13 protein-coding genes are annotated in these 18,567 nt (G+C 74.3%); 5 read left to right on the top strand and 8 right to left on the bottom strand.

The genetic code is table 11. The features are described 5' to 3' along the window. Positions 1-41: 41 nt before the first annotated feature. The 4 genes from ACFQH9_RS15865 to ACFQH9_RS15850 all read right to left on the bottom strand — a co-directional run bounded on the left by ACFQH9_RS15865 (position 42) and on the right by ACFQH9_RS15850 (position 4,415). Positions 42-755, bottom strand: coding sequence for an alpha/beta fold hydrolase (locus ACFQH9_RS15865; RefSeq protein WP_379566889.1), 714 nt, complete (start codon positions 753-755; stop codon positions 42-44). A 20-nt stretch (positions 756-775) separates the two neighbouring features. Continuing rightward, positions 776-1,609 carry a hypothetical protein gene (locus ACFQH9_RS15860; RefSeq protein WP_379566888.1) on the bottom strand — a complete coding sequence of 278 codons (834 nt, stop codon included), beginning with the start codon at positions 1,607-1,609 and terminating at the stop codon, positions 776-778. A 56-nt stretch (positions 1,610-1,665) separates the two neighbouring features. Next, the gene (locus ACFQH9_RS15855) at positions 1,666-1,947 is read right to left on the bottom strand and encodes a hypothetical protein (RefSeq protein ID WP_379566887.1); all 282 of its coding nucleotides are present in this window, start codon (positions 1,945-1,947) and stop codon (positions 1,666-1,668) included. Positions 1,948-2,306: 359 nt separating this feature from the next. Next, positions 2,307-4,415: an Hsp70 family protein gene (locus ACFQH9_RS15850; RefSeq protein WP_379566885.1), complete on the bottom strand. Its 2,109-nt coding sequence runs from the start codon at positions 4,413-4,415 to the stop codon at positions 2,307-2,309. 303 nt (positions 4,416-4,718) lie between these two features. Between ACFQH9_RS15850 and ACFQH9_RS15845 the strand changes: the two genes are divergently transcribed. The 4 genes from ACFQH9_RS15845 to ACFQH9_RS15830 all read left to right on the top strand — a co-directional run bounded on the left by ACFQH9_RS15845 (position 4,719) and on the right by ACFQH9_RS15830 (position 9,857). Next, a complete protein-coding gene (locus tag ACFQH9_RS15845; RefSeq protein ID WP_379566884.1) occupies positions 4,719-5,546 on the top strand; it encodes a hypothetical protein in 828 nt (275 codons plus the stop codon). A gap of 52 nt (positions 5,547-5,598) precedes the next feature. Further along, positions 5,599-6,408: an IniB N-terminal domain-containing protein gene (locus ACFQH9_RS15840; protein WP_379566882.1), complete on the top strand. Its 810-nt coding sequence runs from the start codon at positions 5,599-5,601 to the stop codon at positions 6,406-6,408. 138 nt (positions 6,409-6,546) lie between these two features. After that, positions 6,547-8,361: a dynamin family protein gene (locus ACFQH9_RS15835; RefSeq protein ID WP_379566880.1), complete on the top strand. Its 1,815-nt coding sequence runs from the start codon at positions 6,547-6,549 to the stop codon at positions 8,359-8,361. Beyond that, the gene (locus ACFQH9_RS15830; protein WP_379566879.1) at positions 8,358-9,857 is read left to right on the top strand and encodes a dynamin family protein; all 1,500 of its coding nucleotides are present in this window, start codon (positions 8,358-8,360) and stop codon (positions 9,855-9,857) included. The genes ACFQH9_RS15835 and ACFQH9_RS15830 overlap by 4 nt, the downstream gene beginning before the upstream one ends. Before the next feature lie 96 nt (positions 9,858-9,953). Here ACFQH9_RS15830 and ACFQH9_RS15825 read toward each other — a convergent pair whose 3' ends face one another. Together ACFQH9_RS15825 and ACFQH9_RS15820 are read right to left on the bottom strand one after the other, a co-directional pair. Next, complete coding sequence (locus ACFQH9_RS15825; RefSeq protein WP_379566878.1) at positions 9,954-12,626, bottom strand: helix-turn-helix transcriptional regulator; 2,673 nt, start codon at positions 12,624-12,626, stop codon at positions 9,954-9,956. Between the two features lie 225 nt (positions 12,627-12,851). Beyond that, the gene (locus tag ACFQH9_RS15820) at positions 12,852-13,991 is read right to left on the bottom strand and encodes a peptidoglycan recognition protein family protein (RefSeq protein ID WP_379566877.1); all 1,140 of its coding nucleotides are present in this window, start codon (positions 13,989-13,991) and stop codon (positions 12,852-12,854) included. A 223-nt stretch (positions 13,992-14,214) separates the two neighbouring features. Here ACFQH9_RS15820 and ACFQH9_RS15815 point away from each other — a divergent pair, with 223 nt between their 5' ends. Beyond that, a complete protein-coding gene (locus ACFQH9_RS15815; protein ID WP_379566875.1) occupies positions 14,215-16,059 on the top strand; it encodes an acyl-CoA dehydrogenase in 1,845 nt (614 codons plus the stop codon). Between the two features lie 73 nt (positions 16,060-16,132). On the opposite strand, the gene ACFQH9_RS15810 is transcribed toward ACFQH9_RS15815, so the two are convergent. Beyond that, entirely contained in the window at positions 16,133-16,558 is a 426-nt protein-coding gene (locus ACFQH9_RS15810) for a CBS domain-containing protein (protein WP_379566874.1), read from the bottom strand. 106 nt (positions 16,559-16,664) lie between these two features. Beyond that, complete coding sequence (locus ACFQH9_RS15805) at positions 16,665-18,563, bottom strand: VanW family protein (protein WP_379566873.1); 1,899 nt, start codon at positions 18,561-18,563, stop codon at positions 16,665-16,667. Positions 18,564-18,567 lie beyond the last annotated feature (4 nt).

Here is an 18,567-nt window from a genome sequence, read left to right as displayed (position 1 = left end):
CGCCCACCGGCCTCAGCCGCCCTCCGCCGAGGAGACGGATCTCAGGCCGGGGTGTTCGCCGCGAGGAACTCGGCGACCGCCTTCTGCGCCATGGGGATGCTGTCGGGGTCCTTCCAGGTCTCCAGCAGCGAGGCGTTCGGGGCGAGCCGGGCCAGGGTGCGCGAGGCGGCCTGCGGGTGGAACTCGTCGTCGCCCATGAGCACGAGGATCGGGTTCCGGAAGCCCTCGACGTCGGCGTCCGAGACGCTCCACAGCACGGCGTCGCCGCCGTAGAGGTTGTCCCGGAAGCCGGCGAGGTCCTCCTCGGGCACCCCGCGCTCCCGGCCCCAGCCCTCGACCATCTCGTGGAACCGCTCCCGGTTGTCGGCGAGGCCGATGGGCTGCAGCGCGACGGCGGCCGCGATCCGGTCCGGCGCGGTCCGCAGCAGGTTCGCGATGAAGGCGCCGCCGATGCACATGCCCAGCACGTGCGCCCGCTCGACGCCCGCGTGGTCGAGCACGGCGAGCTGGTCCGCGGTGTAGGTGTCCCAGCCGTCCGCGCCGGAGATCGGGGCGGAGGAGCCCCCGCCGGCGTTGCGCTGGTCCATCGCGAGGACCCGGTAGAGCGGCGCGAGCTCGTCGATCGGGTTCCACGGGGCACGCTGCCAGGCGTCGATCGTCGACCGCAGCCCGCCGGGGGCCAGCAGGAGCACGGGGAAGCCGGAGCCGTGCTCCTCGTAGTGCAGCGTGGCGCCCTCGCGGGTGAAGGTCGGCATCGGTGCTCCTCTCGGCGCTTCTAGCGGACGTGCCGGCGACGACGATGCCCGGTCACCTGCGTCGGCGCATTCGCGAGGGCCACCACGCCGGCGACGGCGACGACGAGCCCCGCCGCGAACGGGATGACCCAGCCGTGCCGGATCGGGTCGCCGAGCAGCACGATCCCCACCAGGCCGGGCGCGATCACCTCGGTCACCGAGAACACCGCCGTGACGCCGGCCAGGTTGCCGATCGCCAGCGCCCGCGAGTAGCAGGTGATCCCGACCACCCAGTACAGCCCGATGAGGTAGGTCGCCGGCTGCCCGGCGAGCTGGCCGACGTCGAACGCGGCGTCGGGCGAGACGTGCACGGCGCGGACCGCCAGCGAGGTCCCGCCGAAGCCCAGCCCCGCGATCAACGCCAGGGGCCAGGCCGCGGTCAGCCGCCACACCGCGATCGCCGCGACGGCCAGCGCCGCGAGCGCCGAGGCCAGCACGACGATCGCGGTGCCGGAGAACTCCGCCGGCCCCTCCCCGCCCGCGCTCGCCGCGACCACGCCGAGCCCGAGGACACAGGCCCCGACACCCAGCCGGTCCATGACCCGCAGCCGGACGCCGTAGATCCCCCACGTCGCGACGGCCGTCAGGGCGATGGACAGGCCGAGCGCGGCCTGGACCGCGAAGACCGGCAGGTGGCGCAGCGCCACCACCGTGCAGATCCAGCCGAGCCCGTCGACCACCAGGCCGGCCACGTACAGCGGGCGCAGGGCCAGGTGGGTACGGGAGGTGGTCTGCTGCGCCGCCGCGGACTGCAGCAGCCCCGCGCCGGTGTTCAGGACGGTCGCGCAGAACGCGAACAGCAGGCCGGTCAGCACGGGTGAACGCCTCGGGCCACCTCACCACCGTGGCACGGCGGCGGCCGGCCGGCAGCTCACGCCCGGGTGCGGTCCGCCTCGGCGGCCCCGCGCGGGACCGGGACCTCGAAGAACCCGCTCATCAGGCCGCCCGGGACCGGGGCCTCCTCGTAGCGCGAGGCGCGGACCTCCTGCAGGCGCGCCCGCGGCTTCTCGGACAGGTGCACGAACAGCAGCACGAACGCGGTACCGACCAGCGCGGGGATCCCGATCAGCAGCATCGGCCACCCGAACGCGAGATACGCGACGACCACCGCCGCGGCCTCGAGACCGATCACCAACCCTGCCAGCCGACCCACCGCGGGTCCCTCCTCGCACTCGTTCCGTGTCCGGCGCCGCCCCGTCCGTGGCGCCGCACCCGACTATCGGCCGCGGGCGCGGGGACGTCACGCCGAGTACGGGAGCCGAGACGCAACCGAGACCCGGATCGGGTGACGGTCCACCCACAGGACGCCCTCCGGCCCTCGTCTCGACACGAAACCGCAACGTCGGCGGGGCTCCGTCGCCGCGGACGGCCCTCGGGAGCGTGGCGTGACGACCGCTCGGCAACGCGTTGTGGAGCCATAACGGGTCCAGGCAATGCCCGGGAAGGCGTTGTGGAGCCATGACGCGCAGGGACAGCGCCGGTGCCGGGCGTGCGGCGGTGCTGCGTGCGGTGTCAGACGGTCGAGGTGGCAGTGGCCGGCGCGCTGGGCGCCGGGGCGGGGACGACGCTGCTGGCCGGGGAACCGTCGGTCGAGGAAGGCGGGGAGGAGTCGGGACCGGCAGCCGTGCCTCCGCCGGCGCCGGTCCCCGTGCCCGCCCCCGTGTCGGTGCCCGTCCCACCACCCGTGCCGGTTCCGGTCCCCCCGGTTCCGGTTCCGCCGGTTCCGGTTCCCCCGGTCCCGGTGCCGCCGGTTCCGGCATCCCCGCCACCCGTGCCGCCGCCGGTGTCGCCGGTCGACGGGGTCGGGCCCGACGGCTCCGGGGCGACGGGACCGGGAGCGGCGGGACCGGGGGCCGCGGGGCCCGGGACGGCAGGACCGGGGGCTGCGGGACCTGGGGCCGCAGGGACGGGGGCTGCCGGGACCCCACCGCCCCCGGCCGGCGGCCGGGCGCTGCCGACGGCGGGAGGCGTGGCCCGTCCGGTGTTCGCGTTCCCGCCGGCCGACCCCCCGGAGCCGGTCTGCCCGGGCGCTCGGCCCGCCGTCGTCGGGTCGGGGACGAAGGAGGCCGTGGTGGGGTCCGCGGCCGGCGCGCCCGAGGTGGGCACGTTCATCCCGCCGACCCCGCTGCTCACCGCCGGCGCCGCCGAGGGCCAGAACACCGCCGCCAGCACCACGCCCGCAGCCGCGAGCCCGCCGCCCACGCCGACGAGCAGGCCGACCGGGAGGCGGCGCCGGCCGTCGGGCTCCGGGTCGTACTCCCAGTCGGGGTCGCCGGGGACGGAGGCCGGGATCGCGGGACGCGGCGGAGGACCCGCCGGACCCCACCCACCGGTCGCCCGGACGGGGCCGGTGGTGCGCAGCGGGCCGGTCGTGTCGGCGCCGGGGAGGGGACCGATCGCGGCCGTCGCGCCGATCAGGGCGGGCAGCGAGCCCGAGGTCGAGACGGTGGGCGGAGCAGCCGGGGGGACGGCGCCCGCGCCACCGGTCGGGGTGGTGGGCCCACCGGGGACCGGGGCCAGCGCCACCGCCGGCCAGGACGCCGTGGGCCGCGGGGAGACGGCGAGGGCGGCCCCCTTCGCGATCGCGTTCTTGGGGTCGGTGTCGACGGCGACGGGCCGGCCGAGCTCCTGCGACACGAGCTGCCCGACGAGCGGCACCCGGGAGGACCCGCCGACGAGCAGCACGGCGTCGAGCGCGGCGGGCTCCAGCCCGGCGGAGGCGACGGCCCGGCGCAGTGCCTCGACGGTCTCCTCGACCCGGTCCCGGATGGCCTCCTCGAACTCGCTGCGGTGCAGCCGCACGGAGCCGCGGTGCCCGGGCAGCAGGACCGGGATCGACGCCTCGGTGTCCGCCGACAGCGCCTCCTTGGCCTCGGTGCACTCGCGGCGCAGCCGGGCGACCGCCGCGAGCACGGCCGGATCGGCGTCGTCGAGCTCCTCGAAGGCGCCCGGCACCCCGGCGACGACGTGGTCGAACACCACCTGGTCGAAGTCGACCCCGCCGAGCCGCTCGATCCCCTCCGGCCTGCCCTGCAGGGCGAAGTGCGAGCGGTCGGTCTTGCGGACGACGGCGGCGTCGAAGGTGCCGCCGCCCAGGTCGTAGACGGCGATGGTGGAGCCCGCCGCCACCCGCTCGCCGGCGGCGTAGTGCAGGGCGGCGGCCTGCGGCTCGGCCAGGAAGGTCACGGTGAGGTCCTGCTCGTGCAGGGCCTCGGCCATCCGCTCCAGCTTGTGCGAGCCCCAGGACGCGGGATGGGTGACGGCGATCCGCTCGGCGGGGCCGCCCTCGCGGTCGGCGACCTGGTCAACGATCCAGCGGACCAGCCGGGCGCACAGCTCCTCGGGGGCCCAGGTCCGGCCGCCGACGACGATCGGCGTCGGGTCCCCCACCCGCCGCTTGAACTCGCGCACCACCCGGTCCGGGTCGGTCACCGCGCGGCGCTCGGCGGCGTCGCCGACCAGCACCTCCTCGTCCGGGCCCAGGAAGAGGACGGAGGGCACGTCCGTCCGGCGGCCGGAGAGCGCGACCATCTCCGGCGCGACCCAGTGCTCGCCCGCGGACCGGCACACGGCCGCCGCGCTGTACGTCGTCCCCAGGTCGATGCCGAGCTGGTAGCCCATCGTCGTTCCCCCCGCCGAACCGGCAGCTCTGCCCCCGGCACGCCCCCGCGCGCCTGTGACGCCATCGCGCCGGGGAGCCGCGTCGTTATCGTCCCGGATCCCCTCCTGACACGATCGGGTGATGCCGGGGGTGCCGGTCCCCGTCGAGCCCCTAACGGCCCCGCCCCCGATCCCCTATGCCACCCGGTGGGAACCGTGTGCGATCCCCGATGGCGGGCCGGCCCCGCGCTCCTACCTTTCGGATCAACGCCGGCCGGGGTCGCCCGGGGCGACACCGACACACGATCCACGGAGACGATCCCCATGACGCTTCTCGAGTTCCTCCTCAAGCTCCTCGGCAACGACGAGGAGTCCCTGGAGCTCCAGCAGGACTTCCGCGACCACCCGTACGAGACGCTGCGCGAGGCCGGCCTCGAGGACCTGACCGCCGAGGACGTGCACGACGCCCTCGTGCTGATCCAGGACAACGACACCGCGTCCTTCGACCGCAACTACGACACCGGCAGCAACCACCTGGTCGCGGCCGCGGCGGCCCCGCACCACGGCGGCGGGCACCACGAGGGTGACCACGACGGCCACAGGGGCGCGGTCGAGTACATCAACAAGTACGTCACCAACAACTACGTCGACGACAACGACACCATCGTCGACAACTCGGTGAACCAGAAGATCGACACGGACGGCGGCGACTTCGACCAGGACATCGACATCGACGCCGTGACCGCCTCGGGCGAGGGCGCGGTGGCCGCCGGCGGCGACATCGAGGACTCGGTCGTCACCACGGGCGACGACAACATCGTCGGCGACGACAACAACGTGGTGAACGGCGACAACAACACCACGGCCTTCGGCTCGGGCAACGCCAACAGCGCCTCCTTCGAGGACGTGTCGGTCAGCGAGGGCGGGGCGCTCTCGGTCGGCGGCAACGCGACCGGCGACTACGACGTCTCCGACTCCTACAACTCGGTCAGCAACGAGACCAACACCTCGGTCGAGGTCGAGGACTCCTACAACCAGGACAACGACGTCTCCTTCTCGCAGGAGTCGGAGTCCTACTCGGAGACCAACACCACGGTCGACAGCGAGACCAACGTGCTGAGCGGCAACGAGGTCGACGTCGAGGTCAGCTGATCTCCGCTCCCCCTCCCCTCACGACCTCACGACCTTCACGGAGACGACCGACATGGCTACCCCCCAGACCCTCATCGAGCTGATCCTCCAGCTGCTCAAGGACCCGGAGGCCGCCGAGGCCTTCCGGGAGGACCCCGAGGCCTTCATCGAGGGCTGCGGCCTCACCGAGTTCACCGCCGAGGACGTGCACGACGCGGCGCTCCTCATCCAGGACAACGACGACTCGGACTTCGAGCGGAACCACAACACCGGCGGCAACCACCACCACACCCCGCCGCCGCCCCCGCACCGGGAGCCGCACGAGTCCGACCACGAGCACGCGGTCAAGTACCTGAACACCTACGTCACCAACAACTGGATCGACGACCGCGACACCATCGTCGACAACTCGATCAACCAGGTCATCGACACCGGCGGCGGCGACTTCGACCAGGAGATCGACATCGACGCCGTCACGGCGTCGGGCGACGGCGCCGTGGCCGCCGGCGGCGACATCGAGGACTCCACGATCACCACCGGCAACGGCAACGTCGTGGGTGACGGCAACGACGTGGTCGACGGCGACGGCAACACCACCGCCTTCGGCTCCGGCGACGCCAACAGCGCCTCCTTCGAGGACGTCTCGGTCGACGAGGGCGGGGCGCTCTCGGTCGGCGGCTCGGCCTCCGGCAACTACGACGTCGACAACTCGGGCAACGAGTACTCGACCGAGACCAACAACTCGACCGAGATCGAGGACTCGTACAACCTGGACAACGACTTCGAGTCCAGCGTCTCGAACGAGACCACCACGATCGACGACACCGACGTCGACACCGAGACCAACATCGGCAGCGGCAACGACGTGACGGTCACCGCCTGACACGCCTCCCGCGTGGCCGGACGCCCCGACACCCTCACCCGAGGGTGTCGGGCCCTTCGTCGTGGACGCGGTTCCAGTGCAGGCAGAATGTGACGGGCAGGTGTCCCGACGGCCGGGACCGGGAAGGACGACGATTCGGTGGCGGTACCGGCAGCGGTCCAGCTGGTCGACCTGGCGCTCAAGGCCACGACGGCCTACGAGCGACCCGACCTCGCCGTCCGGCTGCAGGCGACCCGCGCCCGGCTGGCCGACCCGAACGTGCGGGTGCTGATCGTCGGGGAGTTCAAGCAGGGCAAGAGCCAGCTGGTGAACGCGCTGGTCAACGCCCCTGTCTGCCCGGTCGACGACGACATCTCCACCGCCGTGCCCACCGAGGTCCGGTTCGGCGAGACCACCACCGTGACGCTGGTGAAGGTGCCGCCGGGCGCCTCGGAGGGCGCCGAGCCCGTCGAGGAGCGGACGGTGGTGGAGACCTCCCGGCTCGCCGAGTTCGTGTCCGAGGCGGGCAACCCGGAGAACCGCGCCGGCCTGCACCACGCCGAGGTCACGCTGCCGCGCAAGCTGCTCCAGAGCGGCCTGGTGCTCGTCGACACGCCTGGCGTGGGCGGGCTGGGCTCCGCGCACGGCGCCGCGACGATGGCGGCCCTGCCGACCGCCGACGCCGTCGTCCTCGTGTCCGACGCCGCGCAGGAGTACACCGCGCCCGAGATCGACTTCCTGCGCTCGGCGATGGGCCTGTGTCCCAACGTCGGGTGCGTGGTCACCAAGACCGACCTCTACCCGCACTGGCGCAAGATCGTCGAGCTGGACAAGGGCCACCTGCAGAAGGCCGGCGTGGAGGCGGAGATCTACCCCGTCTCGTCGGCGCTGCGGCTCGCGGGCGCCGAGACCGGCGACGCCGAGCTCATGAGCGAGTCCGGGTTCGCGCCGCTGGTCGGGTTCCTGCTGCGCAAGGTCGTCGCCCGGGCGGACGACCTCGACCGCCGCTCCACCAGTCAGGACGTGCGGGCCGTCACCGAGCAGCTCTCCGCGCAGTTCACCGCCGAGCTCGCCGCGCTGGAGGACCCGGGCAAGGCCGAGGCGCTGGTGGAGGAGCTCACCCGGGCCAAGGCGCGGGCGGACGACCTGCGGCAGCGCTCGGCGCGCTGGCAGATCACCCTGAACGACGGTGTCGCCGACCTGATCTCCGACATCGAGTACGACCTGCGGGACCGGCTCCGCTCGGTCACCCGCGAGGCCGAGCAGCTGCTCGACGACGCCGACCCCGCCGACATCTGGGACCAGTTCGCGCAGTGGTTCCACCAGCAGGTGAGCCAGGCGACCTCGGCCAACTACGTCTGGACCGCGCAGCGCGCCCGCTGGCTCGCCGAGCAGGTCTCCGAGCACTTCGCCGAGGGCGCCGACGCCGCGCTCCTCGACATCCAGATCGACGGGAGCCGGCTGGGCGGGTCGGTGCAGGCGCTGGAGCAGCCGGAGGGCGAGAAGTTCGGGATCGGGCAGAAGCTGTTCGTCGGCATGCGGGGCGGGTACGGCGGCCTGCTGATGATCGGGCTCGCGACGAGCTTCGCGGGCCTGGCCCTGCTCAACCCGTTCTCCATCGCCGCGGGTCTGTTGTTCGGCGGGAAGACCGTGCGGGACGAGCGCAAGCGGCTCCGCGAGCGGCGTCGCGCCGAGGCGAAGGCGGCGGTGCGCCGGCACATCGACGAGGTGACCTTCCAGGTCGGCAAGGACTCCCGGGACACCCTGCGGCGCGCCCAGCGGCAGCTGCGGGACCACTTCACCGTGCTCGCCGAGGAGCTCTCGGTGTCGCTGGCGACCTCGGTGGCCGCGGCGCAGAACGCGGTGAACACGGACGTGTCGCAGCGGCAGAAGCGGATCGACGACCTCAAGGCCGAGATCGCGCGGGTGGAGGCCCTCGCGAAGCGGGCCCGGGCCCTGGTGGACGAGAAGTGACCGAGCACTCCACGCTCCGCACCCCGGCCCGGCCGGTGGGCCTGGGCGCCGAGGTCCGCACCCTGCTGCGGCGCGCCCTCGACACCTACGCCGACAGCCCGCAGGCCGTCGGCTGGCTGCACCACCACCTGGCCCGGTTCGAGGAGCCGCTGCGGGTGGCCATCGCCGGCAAGGTCAAGGCGGGCAAGTCCACCCTGCTCAACGCCCTGGTCGGCGAGGAGATCGCGCCGACGGACGCGGGCGAGTGCACCCGGGTCGTCACCTGGTACCAGGACGCGCCGGCCCCGCGGGTGCAGCTGTTCCCGCGCGGGGGCGCGCCGCGGCAGCTCACGATCGCCCGGTCGCAGGGCGCCCTGCAGCTCGACCTCGGCGGGCTGCCGGCCGAGCAGGTGGACCGGCTCGTCGTCGACTGGCCGTCGCAGTACCTGCGCACGACCACACTGGTCGACACCCCCGGCATCGCCTCGCTGTCGGCCGACGCGGCCGCGCGGGCCGGCGCCTTCCTCGCGCCGGACGACTCGCCCTCGCAGGCCGACGCCGTCGTCTACCTGATGCGGCACCTGCACAGCACGGACGTGCGGTTCCTCGAGTCCTTCCTGGACCGCGGGGTCGCGCGGGCGACCCCGGTGAACACGATCGCGGTGCTGTCCCGGGCGGACGAGATCGGCGTCGGGCGGCTCGACGCGCTCACCTCGGCCCGCCGCATCGCCCGCCGGTACCGCTCGGACGCGAAGATCCGCGGGCTCTGCCAGACCGTCGTGGCCGTGGCCGGCCTTCTCGCGCAGACCGGCCGCACCATGCGGCAGGACGAGTACGCCGCGCTCGCCACCCTCGCCGGCATGCCGCGGGCGGAGATCGACGCCCTCCTGCTCTCGGCGGACCGCTTCGCCAACCGGGAGGTGGAGGGCGCGCCGGCACCGGAGGTGCGGGCGCGCCTGGTGGAGCGGTTCGGGCTCTTCGGCGTCCGGCTCGGCACGACCCTCATCCGCCAGGGCACGACCGACCCGTCGGCGCTGGCCGCGGAGCTGGTGCGGCGCAGCGGGCTGGAGGAGCTGCGCTCGGTGCTCGCCACGCAGTTCGCCGAGCGGCGCGAGCTGCTCAAGGCCCGGTCCGCGCTGCTCGCCGTCGAGCTGGTGCTGCAGCGCGAGCCGCGGCCCACCGCGCAGCCCCTGGCCGCGGAGATGGAGCGGATCCTCGCGGGCGCCCACGAGTTCGTCGAGCTCCGGATGCTGTCGGCGCTGCGGGCCGGTGCCGTCACCTTCCCCGCCGACGCCCTCGACGACGCCGAACGCCTCCTCGGTGGGGACGGCAGCGGCGTCGCGGCCCGGCTCGGCCTCGATCCCGCCGCGGCTCCGGAGGAGCTGCGCGCGGCCGCGCTCGACGCCGTCGTCCGCTGGCAGCGGCGGGCGGAGAGCCCGCTCGCGAGCCGGGCGACCGCCGACGCCGCGCGGGTCGTGGTGCGCAGCTGCGAGGGGATGCTGGCGCGGCTGCACTGATCCCGCCCCAGCTCGATCCCGCCCCAGCTCGATCCCGCCCCAGCTCGATCCGGCCCGGGCCCATCCCGCTCGGGCCGATCCCGTTCGGCCGGTTCGCTAGCCGACGATCCGCTTGAGCTGCGCGAACAGCTCGCCGCGGCTCGTCGACCCCAGACGCTGGCGCATCCGGGCCACGTGGTGCTCCACGGTCTTGGCCGAGATGAACAGCTTCTCGCCGATCTGCTTGTAGGTCAGGCCCTCCAGCACCAGCGCGGCGACCTCGCGCTCGCGGTCGGAGAGCTGGCCGTCGGCGGGCTCCTCCTCGGCGGGCACCGCCGCCGGCTCCGGCCGCGGCTCCGGTGACGAGGGCGCGGGCCGTGCGGCAGCCGGCGGCGTCTGCTGGCCCTGCAGCGCCCGGGCACAGGTGAGCAGTGCGCTCATCGCCTTGCGGTCGTCCGTGCGGATGGCCGCCTGGCCGGCCAGCTTGCCGCCGTCCCACGACAGGCCCACGGCGTGCAGGCCCCGCGCGGCCGCCTCCACCGCCGCCGGGTCCACCCGCGAGTCGAGCAGCGCCACCCAGTGCGGCGCCGCGACCGCCATGGCCTGCGCGAACCGGCTGCCGCAGGCCGCGCCCTGCAGGGCCGCGGCGTGCGCGGCCGCGTCCTCGCGGTCCTCGGCCAGGATCGCGGCGTGCAGCCGGGCCCAGTGCAGCGGCGCCGCCCACAGCGGGGGGCTGGCCAGGCGGTCCAGCAGCGCCTCGGCCTCGTCGAGGTGCGGGCGGACCCAGCTCGGCTCGCGCAGCCGGGTCGCGGCGATCGCGAGCTCGCCCAGCGGCCGGAGCACGAAGAGGTCCACGGGGTGGCGCACGATCGCCTCCCGGGCCCGGCCCCACAGCGGCATGAGCGAGGCGAGATCACCCGCCCGGCGGGCCAGGGCGACCTCGAGCGCGGAGGCGAGCAGCTCGTCGCGGGGTTCGAGCTCCTCGTGGCCGACGGCGTCGAGGTGCGTGCGCGCGGCTCCGAAGGCCCCGCGGTCGAGCGCGATCCAGCCGAGCAGCAGCCGGTGCCGGGCCGCGGCGGCCGGACCGCCGAGCCGGACGGCGACGGCCCGCTCCAGGACCGACCGTGCGACCTCGAACTCCCCGGTCTGGACCGCGACCAGCGCGGCGAGGGCCGCCGGGGTGTCCGGGAGCAGCGCGGCGCGGGTGGAGGACTCCAGCAGCGCGGCGGCGCGGGCGAGCTGGGAGAGCGCCCGGGTCGGCGAGCCGGTGACCGAGTCGAGCACGCCCTGCGCGGTGAGCTCCTCGGCCCCGGCCAGCAGCGTCGGCGGTCGCGCGGGTCCCCCGGGGGCCGGGGCGCCGCCGAAGCCGGGCGGCGCCCCGAGAACGGCACCGGCGGAGGTCGGCGGGTCGCCCGGGACGGGGGGCGGGGCCGGGGTACGGAGCGCGGTCCGGGCCTCCTCCAGCGCGCCCGTGCCGACCAGGGCGGGGACCCCGAGGGCGAGCGGGGCGCCCGCCCCGGCCATCCAGCGGTACAGCTCGGCGCTGCGGGCGAGCATGCCGCGGTGGGCGAGGACCGCGGCGGCCACCGTGCCGGCGCGCAGGGCGTCGTCGACGTCGACCCGGTCCGGTGCGGACAGCACCTGGTCGGCCTCGGCGAGGTCGTCGTCGAGCGCGGCGGCGCGGATCGCGGCCGCGGCGCGGCGGGCGGCCAGCGGCAGCGCGGGCGCCCCCGCCGCGACGGCCGCGGCGTAGAAGGGCCCCGCGTCCTCGTCCGCCGCCGTGCGGGCGAGCTCGTCGCCGGCGGCGGTGAAGACCTCCGCGGAGCGGGTGCCGGTGGCGCCGGTGCCCAGCATGCCGCGCGCGGCGGTCAGCACGCTCCCGCCCCGGTCCAGCTCGATCTCGGCGAGGGTGCGGCGGATCTCCAGCCGCCGCGCCTCGGGGACGGCGCGCAGGATCGCGGTGGCCACGAGCGGGGCGGGCCCGCCGGACGGGGTGAACACGGCCGCGGCCCGGGCCTCCTCCACCAGCTCGTCGACCTCGTCGATCCCGCCGCCCGCGGAGTCCAGCAGGCCGAGCAGGGGGACCAGCACCTCGGCGTCGAGCGGGGCGCCCAGGGCGACCGCGACGGCCAGCTCGCGCACCCGGGCGTCGAGCGCCCAGAGCCGGTGCCCGAGCTGGTCGAGCAGGCCCGTCGGCACCGGCACCCGCAGGGAGCCGGGCGGGGCGTCGCGCAGCAGCCGGGTGCGGTTCTGCGGCCCGATCCGCTCGACGATCTCGGCGAGCATCCGGTCGACGAGCGCGGGCAGTCCCGCGGTCCTGGTGTGGACGTGCTCCACCAGCGGCTCCGCGGCGGGACCGCCGAGCAGCCGCGCGGCGCGGGCCGCGACGCCGGCGCGGTCGAGCGTGCCCAGGACCAGCGGCGGCCGCTGGGTGCTGAGCGCGGCGCCGAGGGCGGCCAGCTGCGGGCTGCGGGGCCACGTGCGCCGGGCGACGACGAGCCGCGCACCGGGCCGGGCCGCACGCTCGCACAGGCGGTCCAGCGCGTCCTCGGGGAGGTCGTGGGCGTCGTCGACGACGAGCGGACCGTCCGCCGGTCCGTCCTCGACGGACGTGGTGACCGTGGTGGACCAGGCCGCCGCGACCGCACGCAGGGTCGTGGTCTTGCCGGCCCCGGCGGGCCCGACGACGTCGCAGACCAGGCCCGCGCCCGGGTCCACGGCGATCGCGCGGACCAGCCTGCGTGCCGCGGGCGCGCCGGCCAGCGCCTCGCCCGGGTCCGGTTCGGACACTCTCCACCCCCCTGACGGCCCCCCGACCGTGCGACGCTCGAGAGTATCGATCCGCGGGGGCGCAGCGGTGCGCCGCCGCATCGGCGCAGCCACGACCCCCCGATCGGGTGAGGTGAGCTCTCAGGTTCGACCCGGCCGCACGCTCCTGTGTGGAGCGCTCCCGCCGGCGCGCCCCCGGGCGCGTCCGGGCGCCGAGATCGCGGCGGATCGATCCACCGGGCGCCCCTAGTGCGGGGGGCCGACCGGGTCGACGGCGGTGTTCACGGGGGCGCCGGAGGTGCCGAGGAGGTCCTGCCAGGCCGGGTGGTCGACGGTGTCGGGCACCGCCTCGACGGAGCGGTGCGTCGCGAGGATCCGGACGGCCCGCGCGGCGTCCGACCCCGCCTCCGCGGTGCGGTCGACGGTGCGGGCGAGCACCGGCCAGGACTCGCCGCCGAGGATGCCGTTCGGCTCCTCGGCCGCCGTGAGCTGCTGGAACTCGGTGACCGCGGCGGCCGTGGCCGGGGTGTAGCGGCCGTCGGCCTTCGTGCGGATCCCGGCGTCGCGCAGCAGGTACTGCGCGGCCAGGACGGCGTCGCCGGTGTCGCCCGGGCGCAGCAGCGGCCAGCTCGCCTTGTGCGTCTCCGCCTCCTCGACCCGGCGGCCGAGCACGTCGGCCACCTCGCTGCGCAGCCGCGGGAGCATCCCGTAGAGCCGGTCGCCGGGGCAGATCGTGTTCTTGAAGTCGCGGTGCCCGTACAGCTCGGTCGGCGCGATCCCGTACTGGCTGCAGATGTGGGCGCAGGTGGTGCGCAGCGCGTCCCAGAGCGCGCCGGGCGGGTCCTGGTCGATGTAGGTGCCCTCGTTCTCGATCCCCACCGCCACGACGTTCTGCCCCGTGCAGTGCGCGCCCTCGACCTGGCGCTGCCCGATCCGCAGCACCTCGAGCGAGCGGTGCCGGCCCTCGAGCACGAAGCCGCCGCGGCTGATCGTGAAGTGCTGCCCGGTGTCGAGCCAGCCGCGACCGTCCATGTGGAAGTTCTGGATGGCGCGGGCGACCCGGTCGGCGGCCGCGCGGCTGGTGTCCGCGACGTTGGCCGACGCCGTGTGGTGCACGAGGATCTTCACCGGCCGCTGGTTCCAGATCGGCACGATGGCGCTGTTCGGCCGTGCCCCCCAGCCCGCGCAGTCGACGATGTCGGGCGCGGCCACCGCGTCCGTCACCGCGTCCGTCACCGCGTCCGTCACCGCGCCGCCCGTGACCCCGCCGGTGGGCGGTCGCTCTCGGGCCCGGGCGAGACCCGGTACGGCGACCAGCGCCGCCGTCGTGAGTCCACCGAGGACGACGCCGCGGCGGCCGATCTCGCCGCGGACCACTCCCGTCACCCCACGCTGACGATCCATCGTGGCCCCCTGCCCCTTCGGATGACCCGTGCGGTCCCACGAGTCACATCCGCCCCGGTGGAACCTTGGATCACACACGCTCCGTGCACAACCGGTCGACACGAAGGTGTGATCACCCGTCGTCGAGCCGGGACGGTTGCCGTGGTTACCGACCGGTAATAAGCTGCCGGCCAGGAGTTACCCGTCGGTAGGAAGGAGCACCGCGATGGGCCACTACAAGAGCAACGTGCGCGATCTCGAGTTCAACCTGTTCGAGGTGTTCCGGGTGCAGGAGCAGCTCGGCACCGGGGCGTTCGAGGGCGTCGACCTCGACACCGCCAAGGGCATCCTGGGCGAGCTGAACACGCTGGCCACCGGACCGCTGGCCGAGTCCTTCGCCGACGCGGACCGCAACCCGCCCGTCTTCGACCCGGCGACCCACTCGGCCACGCTGCCGCAGTCCTTCAAGGACTCCTACCGGGCCCTGTGGGAGGGGGAGTGGTACCGGCTCTCCCTGCCGGTCGAGCTGGGCGGCTTCGGGGTCCCCCCGTCCGTGCAGTGGGCGGCCTCGGAGCTCATCCTCGGCGCCAACCCGGCCCTGTTCATGTACATGGCCGGCCCGAACTTCGCCTCCGTGGTGCACGCCAACGGCACCGAGGAGCAGAAGCACTGGGCCCAGCTCATGATCGACAAGGGCTGGGGCGCCACGATGGTGCTCACCGAGCCCGACGCCGGGTCCGACGTGGGCGCCGGCCGCACCAAGGCCGTGCTGCAGGAGGACGGTTCCTGGCACCTCGACGGCGTGAAGCGCTTCATCACCTCCGGCGACCAGGACCTGACCGAGAACATCATGCACCTGGTGCTGGCCCGCCCCGAGGCGCCGGGCCTCGACCCGAGGCCCGGCACCAAGGGCCTGTCGCTGTTCCTCGTGCCGAAGTTCCACTTCGACCCGCGGACCGGTGAGCTGGGCGAGCGCAACGGCGCCTTCGTGACCAACGTCGAGCACAAGATGGGGCTCAAGGTCTCCACCACGTGCGAGCTGACCTTCGGCCAGCACGGCGTCCCGGCCAAGGGCTGGCTGCTCGGCGAGGTGCACGACGGCATCGCGCAGATGTTCCAGGTCATCGAGTACGCCCGGATGATGGTCGGCACCAAGGCCATCGCGACGCTGTCGACCGGCTACCTCAACGCGCTGGAGTACGCCAAGGAGCGCGTGCAGGGCCCGGACCTGACCCGGCAGGCCGACAAGACCGCCCCGCGCGTCACGATCACGCACCACCCGGACGTCCGCCGCTCGCTGATGACGCAGAAGGCGTACGCCGAGGGCCTGCGGGCGCTCTACCTCTACACCGGCACCTTCCAGGACCGGATCCGCCAGGGCGGCGACGGTGCGGTCGACCTCGAGCTCGCGGAGAAGGTCAACGACCTGCTGCTGCCGATCGTCAAGGGCGTCGGCTCGGAGCGGGCGTCCGAGCAGCTGCTGCAGTCCCTGCAGACCCTCGGCGGCTCGGGCTTCCTGCAGGACTACCCGCTCGAGCAGTACATCCGCGACTCGAAGATCGACTCGCTGTACGAGGGCACCACGGCGATCCAGTCGCTGGACCTCGTCTTCCGCAAGATCGTCAAGAACAACGGCCGGGCGCTGATGGCCGTGGCCGGCGAGATCCAGGCCTTCCTCGAGAACGAGACCGGCAACGGCCGGCTCAAGGAGGAGCGGGCGCTGCTGGCCACCGCGCTGTCCGACGTCCAGGGCATGCTCGGCTCGCTCACCGGCTACCTGTTCGCCGCGCAGGAGGACGTGCGGAACCTCTACAAGGTCGGCCAGCACTCGGTGCGGTTCCTGATGGCCGTCGGCGACCTGCTCGTCGGCTGGCTGCTGCTGCGCCAGGCCGACGTCGCGCAGAACGCCCTGGCCGGTGAGGTCACGGCCAGGGACAAGGCCTTCTACGAGGGCAAGATCGCCGTCGCCCGGTTCTTCGCGAAGACCGTGCTGCCCAAGCTGACCGCCGAGAAGGCGATCGTCGAGGCCGCGGACAACTCCCTCATGGAGCTGGACGAGGCCGCCTTCTAGATCGAGCTCGACACGAACGGCACTGCCGCTCCTCTCGTGAGCGACGGTGCCGTTCGTGCTGGCGCCGGACCGGCTACTGGGCGATGTAGGACTCCAGCTGCTGGCGTTCCCGCTCCAGGGCGTCGATCCGGGCCTTGACCAGGTCGCCGATCGAGACGATGCCGCGCAACTCCTCGTCCACCACCACCGGCAGGTGCCGCACCCGGCGGTTGGTCATGATCTGGGCGAGATCGCCCACGCCGTCCTCGGGCGTGCAGGTGGCCACGACGGTCGTCATGATCTCCGAGACCGGGGCGTCGAGCAGGGCCGCGCCCTGCTCGTGCAGCTTCCGCACGACGTCGCGCTCGGACACCATCCCGACGAGCCGGCCCTCCGCCACGACCGGCAGGGCGCCGTAGTTCCCCTCGGCCAGGCGGGCGAGCAGCACCCTCACCGTGGCCTGCGGCTCGATCGTCGCGACGGCGTGCCCCTTGCTCCGCAGGACGTCCGCGATGCGCATCCGTGCCCCCGATCCTCGGCGTCGTTGTCCGAGGAGGAGGGTACGAACGGTGACCGGGGTCACGCGAGGGCTGAACGGCGGCTCGCCCCGATCGTCCGACGGCGACTCAGCCGCAGATCACGTTCGGTGACGGGTTGTACTTCACCGTGCGCGTCTTCCGGGTGACCTCGCCGGTCTCCAGGTTCCGCATCACCCGGGTGTCCGTGGCCGTGAAGCCCTGGGACCCCTTCGACGGCGTGCACGGCTGGCCCGGCGGGACCGTGATGGTCTGCGGCTCGGTCGGGTTGGTGCGCGGCCCGGTCTCCGAGCTGACCTCGTAGCGCTTGGTGCCGAACATCTTCACGGTGATGCTCGAGGGCGTCCAGAAGGTCTGGATGAGCACGCCGGTCGGCCCGTCGTTGCGGAACTTCAGGTCGATGAGGTCGTCGAACACCGTGGCCTCGCGGGCCACCGGGTACCGGCTGATGTAGAAGCTGTGCTCCTTGTGCGCGACATCGACCATGCCGGCGAAGTACGCGGCGTTGTACAGCGTGGTCGCCACCTGCGAGACGCCACCGCCGATGCCGCGGGCCGAGTGGCCGTTCTCGATGATGCCGGCCTCGACGTAGCCGTTGGCCGCGTTGCGCGGGTTGGTCAGGGCGTTGAGGCTGAACGTCTCGCCCGGCTGCACGATCGTGCCGTTCACCTGCTGGGCCGCCCGCTTGATGTTCTGGCCCGAGTCGGCCGCGAACCCGCCGGTCGTGAAGGAGCTGATCTCGCCGGTGATGCCGAGCGAGGACAGCTTCTCGGTGGTCAGCTCGGCCTTCTGGTCGGCGTACACCGCGGTCACGCTGCGCTCGCCCGACCCGGTCAGCACCGCGACGACGTTCTCGAAGGTCTTGTCGTAGTCGATCCCGCGGCCGTCCTGCGAGGGCACGACGACCGGGGTGCCGGAGGAGAAGTCCAGGCTCGCGTCCCGGGCGGGGGTCTCGGTCGCGGCGAGCTGCGGCGACGCCACCTCCTTCAGCGCCTCGTTGTTGATCTCGGGGACGAGCTTGGGGCTCGCCGCCGCGTCGGCCCGGAAGCTCAGCGCGGACGCGATGTCCGTGGGCTGCAGGACGGCGTTCGCGCCCTCGCCCGTGATCGTCAGCGGCGCGGAGACGGCCGGCGTCGCGACCTTCTCGATGGCCTCCCGGACGTCGTCGTCCGTGGTGGCGGTCGGCTGCGGGATCAGCGGCAGCGCGACCGGGGCGCCCGACGCCCACTCCCGCTCGAGCACGCCGACGGCGGCGGGCAGGTCGAGCGTCTGGCCCGGGACCGGCGGGACCGCGACCGGGGTGGCGCCCTCGAACCGGACGTTGCCCTCGACGGGCGCCTGGTCGACGACCGGCTTCAGCTGCTCCAGCGCGGTGGTGACCGACCGCTCGTCGGCCTTGTTGATCACGCCGACCTCGCGCTCGGAGAAGAACGACGCGATCCGGGTGACCGGGTCGAGCGGCTGCTCGCCCGCCTCGTCGATGGTGGCCTGGTAGTCCACCTCGAGGCCGGCCGCCTTCGGGTCGATCTGGCTCTGCACCGGGCCGGCGGTGATCCGGACCGGCAGCGACGAGCGGGGCTCGATCGCCTCCTGCAGACGCTGGCGGGCGTCGGCCTTGGAGAGCCCGCCGAGCTCCAGCCCGGCGACGGTGACGCCGCGGGGCACGTTCCCCGCGGAGAGCACCAGGTCGGCGACGTAGAGCAGGCCGAGCACGGCGACGACGCCGGCGACGATCAGCAGCGGCCGCTTGCGGCGACCGCCGCCGCGGCCGGAGCCCGCGGGCCCCTCCCCGGTCGGCGGAGTGCCGGAGGTGCGGGTCGGCGGAACGGCGCCGGCAGGGGGCATGCGGAACTGCTCGGTGGGCGGGTCGACCGGGCGGGCCGAGTCGCCCAGGCGCCGGGTCGGCTGGTCGACGGTGGCCGTGGCCGCACCGGTGCGCGGGAGGACCTGGGTGTCCTCGGCGCCCCAGCCGACCGCGGCGGGGTGCACGGCG

This window comes from Pseudonocardia lutea, from assembly GCF_042658055.1.
Taxonomy (GTDB): Bacteria; Actinomycetota; Actinomycetes; order Mycobacteriales; family Pseudonocardiaceae; genus Pseudonocardia; species Pseudonocardia lutea.
The sequence above is the reverse complement of the archived record's forward strand: the minus strand, read 5'-3'. Positions and strand labels throughout refer to the sequence as shown.